The sequence below is a fragment of the Pseudomonas sp. S2_A02 genome (assembly GCF_054668495.1).
On record NZ_CP162776.1, the window covers coordinates 4592658 to 4608228 of the forward strand.

16 protein-coding genes are annotated in these 15571 nt (G+C 57.6%); 11 read left to right on the plus strand and 5 right to left on the minus strand.

Annotated features, from left to right (window positions below; all coding sequences use genetic code 11):
• The first annotated feature begins 205 nt into the window (after positions 1 to 205).
• Together AB4O41_RS21010 and AB4O41_RS21015 are read left to right on the plus strand one after the other, a co-directional pair.
• A complete protein-coding gene (locus AB4O41_RS21010) occupies positions 206 to 2644 on the plus strand; it encodes a Lon protease family protein (protein ID WP_460144532.1) in 2439 nt (812 codons plus the stop codon).
• Between the two features lie 322 nt (positions 2645 to 2966).
• Positions 2967 to 3308: a PA4575 family protein gene (locus AB4O41_RS21015; protein ID WP_007901845.1), complete on the plus strand. Its 342-nt coding sequence runs from the start codon at positions 2967 to 2969 to the stop codon at positions 3306 to 3308.
• Between the two features lie 5 nt (positions 3309 to 3313).
• Here the strand turns inward: AB4O41_RS21015 and AB4O41_RS21020 are convergent, their stop codons facing one another.
• On the minus strand, positions 3314 to 5143 hold the full coding sequence (locus AB4O41_RS21020; protein ID WP_460144534.1) for a hypothetical protein: 1830 nt from the start codon (positions 5141 to 5143) through the stop codon (positions 3314 to 3316).
• 160 nt (positions 5144 to 5303) lie between these two features.
• On the opposite strand from AB4O41_RS21020, the gene AB4O41_RS21025 reads away from it, so the two are divergent.
• The 3 genes from AB4O41_RS21025 (at position 5304) to AB4O41_RS21035 (ending at position 7037) form a co-directional block, all read left to right on the plus strand.
• On the plus strand, positions 5304 to 5792 hold the full coding sequence (locus AB4O41_RS21025) for a TIGR00645 family protein (RefSeq protein ID WP_007901849.1): 489 nt from the start codon (positions 5304 to 5306) through the stop codon (positions 5790 to 5792).
• Positions 5793 to 5994: 202 nt separating this feature from the next.
• On the plus strand, positions 5995 to 6291 hold the full coding sequence (locus AB4O41_RS21030) for a DUF6482 family protein (RefSeq protein ID WP_460144536.1): 297 nt from the start codon (positions 5995 to 5997) through the stop codon (positions 6289 to 6291).
• A gap of 128 nt (positions 6292 to 6419) precedes the next feature.
• A complete protein-coding gene (locus AB4O41_RS21035; RefSeq protein WP_007901858.1) occupies positions 6420 to 7037 on the plus strand; it encodes an FKBP-type peptidyl-prolyl cis-trans isomerase in 618 nt (205 codons plus the stop codon).
• 144 nt (positions 7038 to 7181) lie between these two features.
• On the opposite strand, the gene AB4O41_RS21040 is transcribed toward AB4O41_RS21035, so the two are convergent.
• The 3 genes from AB4O41_RS21040 to AB4O41_RS21050 all read right to left on the minus strand — a co-directional run bounded on the left by AB4O41_RS21040 (position 7182) and on the right by AB4O41_RS21050 (position 9082).
• A complete protein-coding gene (locus AB4O41_RS21040) occupies positions 7182 to 7439 on the minus strand; it encodes a PA4570 family protein (protein WP_030129462.1) in 258 nt (85 codons plus the stop codon).
• A 206-nt stretch (positions 7440 to 7645) separates the two neighbouring features.
• Positions 7646 to 7987 carry a zinc ribbon domain-containing protein YjdM gene (locus AB4O41_RS21045; RefSeq protein WP_460144538.1) on the minus strand — a complete coding sequence of 114 codons (342 nt, stop codon included), beginning with the start codon at positions 7985 to 7987 and terminating at the stop codon, positions 7646 to 7648.
• 126 nt (positions 7988 to 8113) lie between these two features.
• Positions 8114 to 9082 (minus strand): polyprenyl synthetase family protein, encoded by a 969-nt coding sequence (locus AB4O41_RS21050; protein ID WP_030129461.1) that lies wholly within the window; start codon positions 9080 to 9082, stop codon positions 8114 to 8116.
• Positions 9083 to 9322: 240 nt separating this feature from the next.
• Here AB4O41_RS21050 and rplU point away from each other — a divergent pair, with 240 nt between their 5' ends.
• The 5 genes from rplU to AB4O41_RS21075 all read left to right on the plus strand — a co-directional run bounded on the left by rplU (position 9323) and on the right by AB4O41_RS21075 (position 13098).
• Positions 9323 to 9637, plus strand: coding sequence for a 50S ribosomal protein L21 (gene rplU, locus AB4O41_RS21055; RefSeq protein WP_007901869.1), 315 nt, complete (start codon positions 9323 to 9325; stop codon positions 9635 to 9637).
• Positions 9638 to 9672: 35 nt separating this feature from the next.
• Positions 9673 to 9948 carry a 50S ribosomal protein L27 gene (gene rpmA, locus AB4O41_RS21060; RefSeq protein WP_007901871.1) on the plus strand — a complete coding sequence of 92 codons (276 nt, stop codon included), beginning with the start codon at positions 9673 to 9675 and terminating at the stop codon, positions 9946 to 9948.
• Positions 9949 to 10141: 193 nt separating this feature from the next.
• Positions 10142 to 11365 (plus strand): Obg family GTPase CgtA, encoded by a 1224-nt coding sequence (cgtA, locus tag AB4O41_RS21065; RefSeq protein ID WP_223485909.1) that lies wholly within the window; start codon positions 10142 to 10144, stop codon positions 11363 to 11365.
• Between the two features lie 137 nt (positions 11366 to 11502).
• Positions 11503 to 12621 carry a glutamate 5-kinase gene (proB, locus tag AB4O41_RS21070; protein ID WP_038981484.1) on the plus strand — a complete coding sequence of 373 codons (1119 nt, stop codon included), beginning with the start codon at positions 11503 to 11505 and terminating at the stop codon, positions 12619 to 12621.
• A gap of 12 nt (positions 12622 to 12633) precedes the next feature.
• The gene (locus AB4O41_RS21075; RefSeq protein WP_095055696.1) at positions 12634 to 13098 is read left to right on the plus strand and encodes a CreA family protein; all 465 of its coding nucleotides are present in this window, start codon (positions 12634 to 12636) and stop codon (positions 13096 to 13098) included.
• A 186-nt stretch (positions 13099 to 13284) separates the two neighbouring features.
• Here AB4O41_RS21075 and rpsT read toward each other — a convergent pair whose 3' ends face one another.
• The gene (gene rpsT, locus AB4O41_RS21080; RefSeq protein WP_007901883.1) at positions 13285 to 13563 is read right to left on the minus strand and encodes a 30S ribosomal protein S20; all 279 of its coding nucleotides are present in this window, start codon (positions 13561 to 13563) and stop codon (positions 13285 to 13287) included.
• 389 nt (positions 13564 to 13952) lie between these two features.
• Between rpsT and murJ the strand changes: the two genes are divergently transcribed.
• The gene (gene murJ, locus AB4O41_RS21085) at positions 13953 to 15491 is read left to right on the plus strand and encodes a murein biosynthesis integral membrane protein MurJ (protein ID WP_460144541.1); all 1539 of its coding nucleotides are present in this window, start codon (positions 13953 to 13955) and stop codon (positions 15489 to 15491) included.
• Positions 15492 to 15571: the final 80 nt, after the last annotated feature.

Consider the following 15571-nt stretch of genomic DNA (forward strand, 5'->3'; position numbering starts at 1 on the left):
GGGCCGGTTATTCGTTCCAGCCGCGCAGTTTGGAGTTTAGGCACGTTCCGGGGGTTCCGTTACTTTTTGCGAAACATTCGTTGAATACATTGATTTTGAGCTGCTCGGCCCGGGGTTGGCGCTTTGTCTAAGCGCGCGCCTTGCCAGTGAGGTACGGGCAGCGCCAGAATGCCGCTATCTGCCCCGCCTGATGTAAGGAAGCCCGATGCCTGATCCTGTTGCTGCCAGCTTGCGTCTAGCGCCTGAAGCGCTGACCCGTCCGTTTTCCGCTGAACAGTTCAGCTTCTCTACCACCAATGATCTGGAGCCCTTCCGCGGTGTGCTTGGCCAGGAACGCGCGGTCGAAGCCTTGCAGTTCGGTGTGGCCATGCCACGCCCCGGTTACAACGTATTTGTCATGGGTGAGCCCGGCACCGGCCGGTTTTCGTTCGTCAAACGCTACCTCAAGGCCGAAGGCAAACGCCTGCAGACCCCGGCGGACTGGGTCTACGTCAATAATTTCGATGAACCGCGCGAGCCTCGTGCGTTGGAGTTGCCGTCGGGCACCGCCGGTGCCTTCATCGGTGATATCAACGGCTTGATCGACAACCTGCTGGCGACCTTTCCGGCCGTGTTCGAGCACCCGTCCTATCAGCAGAAGAAAAGCGCCATCGACCGCGCTTTCAACCAGCGTTATGACCGTGCACTGGATGTGATCGAGCGCCTGGCGCTGGAGAAAGAGGTCGCGCTCTACCGCGACAGCAGCAACATCGCCTTCACCCCGATGAGCGAAGGCAAGGCACTGGATGAGGCGGAATTCGCCCAGTTGCCGGAAGCCGAGCGCGAACGCTTTCATGACGATATTTCCGGGCTGGAAGAGCGGCTGAACGAAGAACTCGCCAGCCTGCCGCAATGGAAGCGCGAGTCGAGCAATCAACTGCGTCAGCTCAACGAAGAGACCATCACCCTGGCCTTGCAGCCATTGCTCGCTCCGCTGTCGGAAAAGTACGCGGAAAACGCAGGCGTTTGCGGCTACCTGCAAGCGATGCAGGTGTACCTGCTCAAGACGGTGGTCGAGCAACTGGTGGACGACAGCAAGACCGACGCCATCGCCCGCAAATTGCTCGAAGAGCAATACGCCCCGAGCCTGGTGGTCGGTCATCCGTTCAGCGGCGGCGCGCCAGTGGTGTTCGAGCCGCATCCGACCTACGACAACCTGTTCGGGCGCATCGAATACAGCACCGATCAGGGCGCGCTTTACACCACCTATAGGCAGCTGCGACCGGGTGCGCTGCACCGGGCCAATGGCGGTTTCCTGATCCTCGAAGCGGAAAAAATGCTCAGTGAGCCTTTTGTCTGGGATGCGCTCAAACGCGCCCTGCAATCGCGCAAGCTGAAAATGGAATCGCCTCTGGGTGAGTTGGGTCGACTGGCCACCGTGACGCTGACACCGCAACACATCCCGTTGCAGGTCAAAGTCGTCATCATCGGCGCCCGGCAGCTCTATTACACGCTGCAAGACCTCGATCCAGACTTCCAGGAGATGTTCCGTGTCCTGGTGGATTTCGACGAAGACATCCCGATGGTCGACGAGAGTCTGGAGCAGTTCGCCCAGTTGCTCAAAACCCGTACGTCCGAGGAAGGCATGGCGCCGCTGACCGCCGATGCGGTGGCGCGTCTGGCGACTTACAGCGCGCGTCTGGCAGAACACCAGGGGCGATTGTCGGCGCGGATCGGCGATTTGTTCCAACTGGTCAGCGAGGCGGATTTCATTCGCGACCTGGCGGGTGACGATATGACCGACGCCGGGCATATCGAGCGTGCGCTCAAGGCCAAGGCGACCCGTACCGGGCGTGTTTCGGCGCGGATTCTCGATGACATGCTGGCCGGGATCATTCTGATCGACACCGATGGTGCGGCTGTCGGCAAGTGCAATGGACTGACGGTACTGGAAGTCGGCGATTCGGCTTTCGGCGTTCCGGCGCGAATTTCCGCCACGGTTTATCCGGGCGGCAGCGGCATCGTCGACATCGAGCGCGAGGTCAACCTCGGCCAGCCGATCCACTCCAAAGGCGTGATGATCCTCACTGGGTATCTAGGCAGCCGTTATGCCCAGGAATTCCCGCTGGCGATTTCCGCGAGCATCGCCCTGGAGCAGTCCTACGGTTATGTCGACGGCGACAGTGCGTCTCTTGGCGAAGCGTGCACGCTGATTTCGGCCTTGTCGAAAACCCCGCTCAAGCAGTGCTTTGCGATTACCGGTTCGATCAACCAGTTCGGTGAAGTGCAGGCGGTGGGTGGGGTCAACGAGAAGATCGAAGGTTTCTTCCGACTCTGTGAGGCCCGTGGTCTGACGGGGGAGCAAGGGGCGATCATTCCTCAGGCCAACGTCGCCACGCTAATGCTCGACGAGAAGGTACTGGCGGCGGTGCGGGCGGGGCAGTTCCATGTCTACGCAGTGCGCCAGGCCGACGAGGCCCTGAGCCTGTTGGTAGGCGAGCCGGCCGGTGCGCCGAATGAGAACGGCGAGTTCCCTGAGGGCAGCATCAATGCGCGGGTAGTGGAACGCTTGCGTGTGATCGCGGAAATGATCAGCGAGGAAGACCTCAAGGAAGCCGAAAAAGAGTTGGCGCAGGAAGCCATGCTGGAAATCAAACCGGCCTGACGCACATCTGAGCTGAGCTCACACCTCTCCACTGTGGGAGCGAGCCTGCTCGCGATGAGGGACCGACATTTCACCACTTGGGTGGCTGAAAGTCCGCAATCGCGAGCAGGCTCGCTCCCACAGGGTTTTGTGTTCGATGCACAAAAGCGCCGTCAAAATGGCGTCAATATTCACACGGTGACCACTCGGCACCTTCTGGTCTTGGTTCGCGTGCGAACCAGACTTTTCTTCTATTATCTGCTCAAGGATATCGACAGTAATCACTGGATCGAGACAGCCTTCCCGTGGAGGCTGAATACCGGATCTACCGAGGGTCGCCGCCATGTCGCGCAACCTCTGCCTCACCCGTCAATGCCTGGGTCTTGTGACCCGTATCGAATGCGCCATCCGCCCGCTGGCGGGAGATACGGGCATGTGGACCTTGCTCTTCGCCGCCGGAATGGCTGGCGAGCAGCCTTCTGCCATCAAGGCCCAAGGCCCGTTCCGTGGGCCTGTCGTGGCTGAATCGATACTCGACACGATTGTTGAAAGTCTGACCTTGCATGGCTACGAGCTGGCCGACGACCCGCAAATCTGGTGTCTGCATCTGCAAGCCCAGTTGCGAGAGATCAATGGCGGCCGTTATCGCAACCTTAGCGGTCCCGAATTTCGTCCCGAGCACTGAACAGACTATTGATCAAGGTTGCCTGGCTCAGCCTTGTCGAGTTTGACCTCGAACCCATACTGCACAGTGGTGAGGTTGGTTCGCTGATAAGTTTCCAGACGTGTGGGCTGGCCATAGAAGTAATGCACTGCAAATAACGCCGGGCCTTGCGCGCTCGCGTCGTGACTGACCGAAAGAATCTCCTTCAGATAATTGCCGCTGTCGTCCTTGGCGAAAAAACGCCAGTCCTGGGCTGGAAACAGCTTCAAATCCACCACCAACGCATTCCCTTTGAGCTCAAGGCCTTTGGGCAATTGACGGGCGTCGTACGTTTGCCGATCGACAGTCGCCAGGTACTGCGGCATGGAGCCCACGGCGTAGGCCGGATTTTCCGGAAACAGGTTCAGATCATAGGTGATGGCGCCGCGTATGGGATCGACCTGATACGCCTCCGGCGGCAGCTCGATCGGCCCATCACGCTGGCCATTGCGGTCTTGGGTAAAGAACGTCACCGGGCTTTCGCCAGGATTGAAAGAGGTGCCGAGCAGTTCGTCATTGAAGCTTCTGGGGTGGTCGAATTCGATGCGCGCGGCACTCGGGTCATCCACCGACTGACTGATGCTAATGCTTTTTTTCAGTTGTTCCTCGCCCAGCGTTGCGCCTTTGAGCCAGGTCGCGGCCTGGTCGTCATACACCACCACCGGCAAGGTCAGTGGCTGGATGGCTTTTTCCGTGGTGTGCGGGTCGAAGCGGCGTATCGGCAGGTTCAGGTTCTTGTGGGTCACCGTGACCGCCGAGAAGTCCAGCAAGCTGACTTCGAGGGTATCGATGGGCCCGTTGAAATAGACCTTGGAGTAATGCCGGGTTTGTTGCTTTTCAAACGCACGCTGCTCGTCATCGAGCTGCTTTTCGAACGCTTCGCTCCAGGCCTTCTGCTGTTGCATCTGCGTCAGTTGTTTTTGATAAAACGCAATTTGCGCAGCGGATTCGTTGATCGCGCCTGCGCGAGAGAGGAATTGCCCGGTGGCATCCCTGGCCTGAACGATCAATGGGTTGAGTGATATGTCACGTATCTCGGGGGCCAACGGCGCGCTGTTACTGAATTCGATTTCGGCGTAGTTATTGCCCAGTTTCAATAAGGTGACACTGAGATTGTCGTTAGTGCGAGTCTGGCCGACATCCTTTTTCGTCAGGTCGAAACTGTAGAGCCGGCGTGGGGCGATGACTTCTACCTTGCCTTGCAGGCTCACCGGTTGTGGCTGGCTCTTCTTATCCACATCCAGGCCTTCGATGAAGGGGTAAGTCACCGTCAAATCATCGGGGTTGGTCAGGTTGGAGCTCGATGGGCTCAACTGAATGCCGGGATCGGTTTCCGACCATTCCGGCTGGAACGCGATGACGCGCTTGTTGCTCAGGGTCACCGATTGCCATTCCAGGCCATGAGGAAAAAGGAATGCGCCCGGAATGTTGAAGTTGAAGGGGAATACCGGCTGCAAATCGGTCAGGTAATCCGAGCTGGACTCCTTGTGCAGCACGAACAGACCGTTGATGTAGGTGTCGACCAGCGCTTGGGGCGTGGGGTAGTGCTTGAGCACGGCGATAGCATCTTCACCGTATTCGGTAACCGCTGGTTTGCTGTCGAGCTTGAGTTGCGCGCGCTCGAGCAACAGTAGTGAGCCGCCGAGCTCGGCCACGGCGTCCTTGAGTTTTGGATCCTTGATCGCCTCCAGGGACTGTTCGAATTGCGCGGTCTTTTCTTCGAGGCTGGCCTGGCGTTTCTCATCGCTGGGTGAACAACCACCGAGCAACAACGCGAGGCAAAGTCCGGCACTCGTTAAACGCAATCGCACATCCATTTCCAGTTTTCCTGTCCGACGTCGCTGACCGTTCAATGATCTGGACACTAGCAGAAAAACTTTGTCACACACACGCAGGTTGCGGATTTTCCGACGGTTTCTGGGTGTAACAGGTGGCTGTTATACTCGCCGCCATTTCCAGCCCCTTGTGTGAGATTCAATGGAACGCTTTATCGAAAATGCAATGTACGCCTCCCGCTGGTTACTGGCGCCGATCTATTTCGGTTTGTCCCTGGGCTTGCTGGCATTGGCACTGAAATTCTTCCAGGAAGTCTTCCACGTCATCCCTAACGTGTTCTCGATGGCGGAGTCGGATCTGATTTTGGTCCTGCTGTCGCTGATCGACATGGCGCTGGTGGGCGGCTTGCTGGTGATGGTGATGATCTCCGGCTACGAGAACTTCGTTTCTCAGCTGGATATCGACGACAGCAAGGAAAAGCTCAACTGGCTGGGCACCATGGATTCGTCTTCATTGAAGATGAAGGTCGCGGCGTCCATCGTGGCGATTTCGTCCATCCACCTGCTGCGGATTTTCATGGATGCCAAGAACGTCGATCCCGAGCATTTGAAGTGGTACGTGGTCATTCACATGACGTTCGTGGTGTCGGCGTTTGCCATGGGCTATCTGGACAAGCTGACCAAGCACTGATCGACTGATCCTTGTGGGAGCGTGGCTTGCCCGCGATGGCATCACTGCGGTTTATCGTCAGACCGAGGTGATGCCATCGCGGGCAAGCCACGCTCCCACAGAGTTGCCAAAACAGACGGGCGGTGTCGTTTGCGGCTTGTACTTTGGTCCGTCGAGGCATTCCATGTAGAGATCCTGGCTCGCCACTGCATGAGGTGCGCGCATGACTCTGCAAGAATTGAATGCGTATGCCATCGCCGGAAAGATCGATGAAATGAACCTGATCTCGGTAGACGGCGTGATCTACGTGCTGGAGGCGCGGATGCATGGCTCGGCGTATCCATTACGCGATACTCATGGCGAGATAGTGCATCTGCGCTCAGTCGAACATGCGCGTGACATGCTCCATGCCTTTCCAAAATTGTCGTTCAATATTACGCATGCCTCGGTTCATGACGAAATGTGCGGTGCCAGCACCGAGGAAGGCTTGAAAATACCGATCACCTTCCGTTCTGTGTGACAGCGCTGACGCAGCTCAAACGTGACGGCATCTGTGCTAGTCTGCTCGCCCTTTTGATTCCGGGCGCTCCGGGATGCGCTGTGTACGCACGGCAAGTTCCAGGGCCGTCCGCACAGCGGAGCAGTGTCATGTCCGAAGTAAATCTGTCCACCGACGAAACCCGCGTCAGCTACGGCATTGGCCGTCAGTTGGGCGACCAACTGCGTGACAACCCGCCACCGGGCGTTAGCCTGGACGCAATCCTGGCTGGCCTGACCGACGCGTTCGCCGGCAAGCCAAGCCGTGTGGGCCAGGAAGAAATGTCCGCCAGCTTCAAGGTGATCCGCGAAATCATGCAAGCCGAAGCCGCAGCCAAGGCTGAAGCCGCTGCTGGCGAAGGCCTGGCTTTCCTGGCTGAAAACGCCAAGCGCGAAGGCATCACCACTCTGGCTTCCGGCCTGCAATTCGAAGTGCTGACTCAAGGTGAAGGCGCCAAGCCAACCCGTGAAGATCAAGTGCGCACTCACTACCACGGCACCCTGATCGACGGCACTGTGTTCGACAGCTCCTACGATCGTGGTCAGCCTGCAGAATTCCCGGTTGGCGGCGTTATAGCTGGCTGGACCGAAGCCCTGCAACTGATGAACGCCGGCAGCAAATGGCGTCTGTACGTGCCGAGCGAACTGGCTTACGGCGCTCAAGGCGTTGGCAGCATTCCGCCGCACAGCGTTCTGGTATTCGACGTCGAACTGCTCGACGTTCTGTAATCCCGCGGTGTTGGGGCTGGCCCGGTAAATGTGGGAGCGGGCTTGCTCGCGAAGACGGTGTGTCATTCAGCGATGATGTTGAATGTTATGGCTTCTTCGCGAGCAAGCCCGCTCCCACAGGGCTCGCTCCGACATATTGCATTTTCATAGTTCGATCTTGTGATGCAGCTCATTCGTCGGGCGCAACGCCCGGGCATAGCAGAACAGAAACAGATTGCGTACCAGTTCCTTAAGCACCACCGGCTCGCTGGAACTCAGGCCGTTGACGTCCAGATCACCCTGATCCTGTAGCTCGTTCAAGGCTTCTTCTTCAAGCACTGCACAGACTTCCCCCGTTTCTCGATGCAGGATTCTGAGGTAAGGGTGTGGGCGGTCCAGCCAGGCATCGATCAAATAAGTCATGAGTCTCATCTCCATTGATGGGTTTCAATGAGAATAATTCTTATTCATCAAATAGCAAGGGCCTATTGGCGGTTTGTGTTTTTTTCTGTGGGGAAATTGCTGAGCATCAAAACGACTGGCGTTTGGCTACTGCGCGGGAATGCTGGGTGATGCGGGGAGGGGCGAAGCACCATCCCACGCCAGGCGCGGGATGGAATACAGCAGATTCAGACTTTTCTGACGAACTCGGATTTGAGTTTCATCGGGCCGATGCCATCGATCTTGCAGTCGATGTCATGGTCGCCATCGCATAGGCGGATGTTCTTGACCTTGGTGCCGACCTTGACCACCAGCGACGTGCCTTTGACCTTGAGGTCTTTGATCACGGTAATGGTATCGCCGTCCTGCAGGACATTGCCGACCGAATCCTTTTTCACGGTGTCATCGGAGGCCACTTCGGCTTCGCCACTGGCGGACCACTCGTGGGCGCACTCCGGGCAAATCAGCTGTGCGCCGTCTTCATAGGTGTATTCGGAATTGCATTTTGGGCAGGCTGGCAACGTGCTCACTAAAGCTCCTTGGATTCAGGGTGGCTAAAAAGCGCACATTATATAGGGTTTTAGATGGAGAAGGGCGAGACGCTGATAAACCTGTGGGAGCGAGCCTGCTCGCTCCCACAAGGTGTTGCAGCGTTTTTAATGCGTACGGGCGACCGCAAACTCGCTCAATTCCACCAATGCATCGCGGTATTCGCTGGCGGGCAGGGCGTCGAGGCACTTGATCGCACGGGCCACGTAGTCGCGGGCCAGTTGCGCGGTGTAGTCCAGCGAGCCGGAGGCTTCAACGGCTTCGCGAATGCTTTCCAGGTCTTCGATGCCACCTTTCTGGATCGCCTGACGAACCAGTGCGGCCTGCTCCGGAGTGCCTTCGCGCATGGTGTAGATCAGCGGTAGAGTCGGTTTGCCTTCGGCCAGATCGTCACCGACGTTCTTGCCCAGGGTCTCGGCGTCGCCACGGTAATCCAGCAGGTCGTCGACCAATTGGAACGCCACTCCCAGGTGATCGCCGAAGGTGCGCAGTGCTTCGCTCTGTTCTGGCGAGGCACCGGCCAGAGCGGCGGCACTGTGGGTCGAGGCTTCGAAGAGCATCGCGGTTTTACCGCGGATGACTTCCATGTAGGTTTCTTCGGTGGTGCTGGCGTCGCGGACCTTCGACAACTGCAACACTTCGCCTTCAGCGATGATGCGCGTGGCTTGCGAAAGGATTTTCATCACCGGCATGGAGCCCAGTTCGACCATCATTTCGAAAGAACGCGAATACAGGAAGTCGCCCACCAGCACGCTCGGCGCGTTGCCCCACATGGCGTTGGCGGTCGAGCGGCCACGGCGCATGCCGGACATGTCGACGACGTCGTCGTGGAGCAGGGTGGCGGTGTGCAGGAACTCGATGGTCGCGGCCAGCAGGCGCAGGTCGTCGCCTTCGCGGCCGAGTGCCTTGCCGCACAGCAGCACGAGCAACGGGCGCAGGCGTTTACCGCCAGCCGAGGTAATGTAGTCGCCGATTTTCGATACCAGCGGCACTCGGGAAGTCAGCTGTTTCTTGATGATGCCGTCGACGGCGCTAAAATCGTCCGCCACCGCGCGGTAGAAAGCTTGGGGTTGCATCAGCGACAGTTGCTCCAGAAGGGTTGCGCGGCATGCTAGGACCCACGTCGGCAGGTGTCAAGGCACGATGGACAGCCTCTTGCATCGCCCCGGCAGCTTGCGTACAATCGCGCACCCTGAACTTCCTGGGCAGCACCTGCCTTACGCAATTGCAAACAGGCCTTCCAGCCTTATGCAGCCATGCCAGCCAATACCTCTTCTTATAAAGAGCTGGGTGAGCAGGATTATCGGAGAAATACCATGTCTTATGCAGTAATCGTTACTGGTGGCAAGCAGTACAAAGTTGCTCCAGGTGAATACCTGAAGATCGAAAAACTGGAAATCGCTACCGGCGAATCCGTTACTTTTGATCGCGTTCTGTTGGTTGCCAATGGCGACGACGTGAATATCGGCGCTCCAGTTGTTCCTGGCGCTACCGTTGTGGCTGAAGTGATCTCCCAAGGTCGTCACGATAAAGTCCGCATCATCAAGTTCCGTCGCCGTAAGCACCACATGAAGCGTATGGGCCACCGCCAGTGGTACACCGAGATCAAAATCACCGGTATTCAGGCTTAATTTCAGCCTAATTCCTCACTAGGAGAATTGAACTCATGGCACACAAAAAAGCTGGTGGTAGTACCCGTAACGGTCGCGACTCAGAAGCCAAACGCCTTGGCGTGAAGATGTATGGCGGCCAGGTTATCATTCCGGGCAACATCATCGTGCGTCAGCGCGGTACCCAATTCCACGCTGGCTACGGCGTTGGCATGGGCAAAGATCACACTCTGTTCGCTAAAATCGACGGCGTGATCAAGTTCGAAGTAAAAGGCGCCTTCGGTCGTCGTTACGTAAGCATTGTCCCGAAGACTGACGTCGTCGCGGCATAATTACGTAGTTGCTGGAAAAGCCCTGTCTTGCGACGGGGCTTTTTCGTTTGTGGGGTGAGTCTCTTGCAAAGCTGTTTGTGATGGGCTCCAGCGCTGTATTGGCGGTCGTTGATTGAGGTCGCTGCGCTCATTTTTGCAAGAGTCTTATGTCTAGGTTTTTTCGGCTCGTCCGTATGGCGAGAGGCGTTTTGTTATGAAGTTTGTTGATGAAGTATCGATTCGAGTAAAGGCCGGGGACGGCGGCAACGGTTGCATGAGCTTCCGTCGCGAAAAATTCATTGAAAACGGTGGCCCGAACGGCGGTGACGGTGGTGATGGCGGCTCGGTCTACATGATCGCCGACGAAAACCTCAACACCCTGGTGGACTACCGTTACACCCGGCACTTCGATGCCGAGCGTGGTTCCAACGGCGGCAGCACCGACTGCACCGGCAAGAAAGGTGAAGAGCTGGTGCTGCGTGTTCCGGTCGGCACTACCGTCATCGATTCCGCGACTCAGGAAGTGATCGGCGACCTGACCAAGGCTGGTCAGAAACTGCTGGTGGCTCACGGTGGCTGGCACGGTTTGGGTAACACCCGTTTCAAATCCAGTACCAACCGGGCGCCGCGCCAGACCACGCCGGGCAAGCCGGGTGAGCAGCGCGACCTGAAGCTGGAAATGAAGGTATTGGCGGACGTCGGTCTGCTTGGTTTGCCGAACGCTGGCAAAAGTACTTTCATTCGTTCGGTATCGGCCGCCAAGCCGAAAGTCGCCGACTACCCGTTCACCACTTTGGTGCCGAACCTGGGTGTGGTCAGCGTCGATCGCTGGAAGAGCTTCGTGGTGGCGGACATTCCGGGGCTGATCGAAGGTGCTTCCGACGGCGCGGGTCTGGGGATTCGTTTCCTCAAGCACTTGTCGCGTACCCGTCTGCTGCTGCACCTCGTCGATATGGCGCCGCTGGATGACACCAGTGCTCCGGATGCCGCTGAAGTCATCGTCAGCGAGCTGACCAAGTTCAGCCCGTCCCTGGCTGAGCGTGATCGCTGGTTGGTGCTGAACAAATGCGACCAGATCCTTGAAGAAGAGCATGATGCTCGCGTCAAGGAAATCGTTGATCGTCTGGAGTGGACCGGTCCGGTCTACGTGATCTCCGCTATCGCCAAGCAAGGCACTGAGCGTCTTTGCCATGACATCATGCGTTACCTGGAAGATCGTGCCGATCGTCTGGCTAACGACCCGGCCTACAAGGAAGAGCTGGCCGAGCTCGATCAGCGCATCGAAGATGAAGCGCGCGCCCAGTTGCAGGCGCTGGACGATCAGCGTGCCCTGCGTCGCAGTGGCGTGAAGTCGGTCCATGACATTGGTGACGACGATTGGGACGAGGAAGATGTGGATGACGAAGACGGTCCGGAAATCATTTACGTGCGTGACTGATTCGTTGCGATAAACTTAAGCGCCGCTCACCAGAGCGGCGTTTTAGTATCTGGAAATCGATAGTTGGTCACGAATAACCACGAATAACGTTACGGGCAGTGCCAGGTCGCGCTGTCCTCAAGCTAAGGTTGAAGATGATGCGGAGCAAGGTGACAGGTGCGCAGCGTTGGGTCGTGAAGATCGGCAGCGCTTTGCTGACGGCGGACGGCAAAGGCCTGGATCGCGCGGCAATGGGTGTCTGGGTCGAGCAGATGGTTGCCCTGCACGAGGCGGGTGTTGAGCTGGTGCTGGTGTCCTCGGGGGCAGTGGCGGCGGGTATGAGTCGTCTGGGCTGGACTGTACGACCCAGTGCAATGCACGAGTTGCAGGCTGCTGCCGCCATCGGTCAGATGGGGTTGGTGCAAGCTTGGGAATCGAGCTTTGCCGAGCATGGCCGGCATACCGCGCAGATTCTCCTGACTCACGACGATTTGTCCGATCGCAAGCGTTACCTGAACGCTCGCAGTACGCTGCGCGCGCTGGTCGAGCTCAAGGTGATCCCGGTGATCAACGAGAACGACACCGTGGTCACTGACGAAATCCGTTTCGGCGACAACGACACGTTGGCGGCGCTGGTGGCGAACCTGGTCGAAGCCGATTTGCTGGTGATCCTCACCGATCGCGACGGTATGTTCGATGCCGATCCGCGCAACAATCCCGACGCCAAGCTGATTTACGAGGCGCGTGCCGATGATCCGGCGCTGGATGCGGTGGCTGGCAGCACGGGTGGTGCGCTGGGTCGTGGCGGTATGCAGACCAAGTTGCGCGCTGCACGTCTGGCGGCGCGTTCCGGTGCGCACACCATCATTGTCGGTGGGCGCATTGAGCGAGTGCTGGATCGTCTCAAGGCAGGCGAACGCATAGGCACCTTGTTGTCGCCAGAGCGCGGCATGCTGGCGGCGCGCAAGCAATGGCTGGCCGGGCATCTGCAAACCCGCGGCACACTGGTGCTGGATGCGGGAGCGGTGACGGCGTTGTCCCAAGGCAACAAAAGTTTGCTGCCGGTGGGCGTCAAACTGGTCCAAGGCAGTTTTCGTCGTGGCGAAATGGTGGTCTGCGTGGCGCCGGACGGTCGTGAAATCGCCCGTGGCCTGGCCAACTACAGTGCTCTGGAAGCGCAAAAAATTATCGGTCAGTCGTCTGAGGCGATTGTCGGTCTGCTGGGTTACATGGCGGAGCCGGAACTGGTTCACCGCGATAACCTGATTCTGGTCTGAAGGAATACCTGAATGCGTGTGGCAAAAGGATTATTGGGCTTGTTGTTGGCGATGCCGCTACTGGCCTCGGCCGATGAAATTGGCCAGGTGTCGACGGTGTTCAAATTTGTTGGCCCGAACGACCGTATCGTTGTCGAGGCGTTTGATGATCCGAAAGTGGATGGCGTGACCTGCTATTTGTCGCGCGCCAAGACCGGCGGCGTAAAGGGTGGGTTGGGTCTGGCCGAGGATCGCGCTGAAGCGTCTATAGCGTGTCGTCAGGTCGGTCCGATCAACTTCAAGGGTGAGCTCAAGGATGGCGAGGAGGTGTTCAAGGAACGCACGTCCTTGGTGTTCAAGACCATGCAGGTGGTGCGATTCCTCGACAAGAAGCGCAATACGCTGGTGTATCTGGTCTACAGTGATCGTTTGATCGAGGGCAGCCCGCAGAATGCCGTGACGGCGATTCCGATCTTGCCGTGGACGCACGCTCAATAAGCTAGCGAAGATCCAAATGTGGGGGCGGGCTTGCTCGCGAAGACTGACTGACATTCAGCGTCTGTGTTGACTGTTACGCCGCCTTCGCGAGCAAGCCCGCTCCCACATTTTTTTTTGCAGTGTATTTGCCAAATCGCAGGCAATAAAAAACCGACCCTGAGGTCGGTTTTTTAATGAGCGTGTCGCTTAGGCAGCAGCGGCAACGTTCAGGGCCTTTACGTGGCCATTCAGGCGGCTCTTATGACGAGCAGCTTTGTTCTTGTGGATGATGCCTTTATCGGCCATACGGTCGATAACTGGCACAGCCAGAACGTAAGCAGCTTGAGCTTTAGCAGCGTCTTTTGCGTCGATGGCTTTAACTACATTCTTGATGTAGGTACGAACCATGGAACGCAGGCTGGCGTTGTGGCTGCGACGCTTCTCAGCCTGTTTTGCACGTTTTTTGGCGGAAGGTGTGTTGGCCACCGTCGAGCTCCTCGAAAGACTTTTTAGGAAATAGCAAACAAAATAGGCCGCGAATCATGCCGATGAGTTGATGTCTTGTCAAGGGCGGGAGAAACGTTCCGCTAAGTGGCCGGTTCTGGCCCCCCATGAAAACTACTGCGCTCGGCAATACAGCGTTGAAAACAGACTCGAAATGCTCACTGACTAACGTCACCTGCGCTTTCTCGCTTGCTTTCGCCTTGTCTTGCCTTCGCTCGCTACGTTTTCAAGGGGGCGGTGAGCTGGATATTTCTTTCCGGCGTGCGACCTGTAAACTCGCGAGCTTTGGCTCTGTGCTGTTGCGGCGCGGAGTATCGCATAAGTGGGCGCGTTGTTCGCCTGCTGTTTATCGACAGGCAAAAACTCTTTCAATGAATCTGCTCAAATCGTTGGCCGCTGTCAGCTCTATCACGATGCTTTCCCGGGTGTTGGGGTTTGTTCGTGACACCCTTGTCGCGCGTGCATTTGGCGCTGGAATGGCGACCGACGCCTTCTTTATCGCCTTCAAACTGCCCAATCTGCTGCGGCGGATCTTCGCGGAAGGGGCTTTTTCCCAGGCTTTCGTGCCAATTCTCGCCGAATATAAAAGCCAGAAGGGCGAGGAGGCGACGCGAACGTTCATTGCCTATGTCTCGGGCCTGCTGACGCTGGTGCTGGCGCTGGTCACCGCGCTGGGTATGCTCGCCGCGCCTTGGGTCATCTGGGCCACGGCGCCGGGTTTTGCCACTACCCCGGAAAAATTCGAGCTGACCTCCGATCTGCTACGGGTCACTTTTCCTTATATATTGCTGATCTCCCTGTCTTCATTGGCCGGAGCGATCCTCAACACCTGGAACCGCTTCTCGGTGCCGGCCTTCGTGCCGACCCTGCTCAATGTCAGCATGATTATTTTTGCGGTGTTCCTGACACCGTATTTCGATCCGCCGGTGATGGCGCTGGGTTGGGCTGTTCTAGTGGGCGGTCTGGCGCAATTGCTGTTTCAGCTGCCGCACCTGAAGAAGATCGGCATGCTAGTGCTGCCGCGCCTGAATCTGCGCGATAGCGGTGTCTGGCGGGTCATGAAGCAGATGTTGCCGGCGATTATCGGCGTTTCGGTCAGCCAGATTTCGCTGATCATCAACACAATATTTGCTTCGTTTCTAGTGGCCGGGTCCGTGTCCTGGATGTATTACGCCGACCGCCTGATGGAGTTGCCATCTGGTGTACTGGGAGTGGCACTGGGCACGATTCTGCTGCCGACGCTGGCCAAGACTTATGCCAGCCAGGATCGCCACGAATACTCGCGGATTCTCGACTGGGGACTGCGCCTGTGCTTCATGCTGGTATTGCCGTGCGCCCTGGCGCTGGGGATTCTGGCTGAGCCACTGACTGTTTCGCTGTTCCAGTATGGCCAGTTCAGCGCTTTCGATGCGGCTATGACGCAGCGCGCGCTGATTGCTTATTCAGTCGGCCTGCTGGGAATTATCGTGATCAAAGTGCTGGCACCGGGGTTTTATGCGCAACAAAACATCCGGACCCCGGTAAAAATCGCGATTTTCACCCTGGTCGTTACCCAGTTGTTCAACCTGGTATTGATCGGTCCGCTGGCGCACGCCGGTCTGGCCTTGGCCATTAGCGCTGGCGCCTGCATCAATGCCGGGCTGCTGTTCTATCAACTGCGCAAGCAGCAGATGTATCAGCCGCAGCCGGGCTGGGCGAAGTTTGGCCTCAAATTATTGGTGGCGGTCGCGGTGATGTCCGCGGTATTGCTGGGCGCCATGCATTTTATGCCGGCCTGGGGGGAGGGGCATATGCTTGAGCGATTGCTGCGTCTGGGTGCATTGGTGATCGCCGGCGTGGTGGTCTATTTCGGCATGTTGCTGTTGATGGGCTTCCGTTTGCGCGACTTCAATCGCAAGGCCTTGAGCTGAGGCTTTTGTCTCGATAAACACGGGCGGGCCGGCGGTTTTGTCGGCTCGATCACTTTGGGTTACGGTGTTGCCTGTCGTCG

Bases quoted from the DNA above. Each gene is read 5' to 3' on its own strand.
- proB (WP_038981484.1), top strand. From the start codon at position 11,503: ATGCGGAGCAAGGTGACAGGTGCGCAGCGTTGGGTCGTGAAGATCGGC.
- AB4O41_RS21025 (WP_007901849.1), top strand. From the start codon at position 5,304: ATGGAACGCTTTATCGAAAATGCAATGTACGCCTCCCGCTGGTTACTG.
- rpmA (WP_007901871.1), top strand. From the start codon at position 9,673: ATGGCACACAAAAAAGCTGGTGGTAGTACCCGTAACGGTCGCGACTCA.
- AB4O41_RS21015 (WP_007901845.1), top strand. From the start codon at position 2,967: ATGTCGCGCAACCTCTGCCTCACCCGTCAATGCCTGGGTCTTGTGACC.
- AB4O41_RS21010 (WP_460144532.1), top strand. From the start codon at position 206: ATGCCTGATCCTGTTGCTGCCAGCTTGCGTCTAGCGCCTGAAGCGCTG.
- AB4O41_RS21030 (WP_460144536.1), top strand. From the start codon at position 5,995: ATGACTCTGCAAGAATTGAATGCGTATGCCATCGCCGGAAAGATCGAT.
- AB4O41_RS21050 (WP_030129461.1), bottom strand. From the start codon at position 9,082: ATGCAACCCCAAGCTTTCTACCGCGCGGTGGCGGACGATTTTAGCGCC.
- rplU (WP_007901869.1), top strand. From the start codon at position 9,323: ATGTCTTATGCAGTAATCGTTACTGGTGGCAAGCAGTACAAAGTTGCT.
- AB4O41_RS21040 (WP_030129462.1), bottom strand. From the start codon at position 7,439: ATGACTTATTTGATCGATGCCTGGCTGGACCGCCCACACCCTTACCTC.
- AB4O41_RS21075 (WP_095055696.1), top strand. From the start codon at position 12,634: ATGCGTGTGGCAAAAGGATTATTGGGCTTGTTGTTGGCGATGCCGCTA.
- AB4O41_RS21035 (WP_007901858.1), top strand. From the start codon at position 6,420: ATGTCCGAAGTAAATCTGTCCACCGACGAAACCCGCGTCAGCTACGGC.
- murJ (WP_460144541.1), top strand. From the start codon at position 13,953: ATGAATCTGCTCAAATCGTTGGCCGCTGTCAGCTCTATCACGATGCTT.
- cgtA (WP_223485909.1), top strand. From the start codon at position 10,142: ATGAAGTTTGTTGATGAAGTATCGATTCGAGTAAAGGCCGGGGACGGC.
- AB4O41_RS21020 (WP_460144534.1), bottom strand. From the start codon at position 5,143: ATGGATGTGCGATTGCGTTTAACGAGTGCCGGACTTTGCCTCGCGTTG.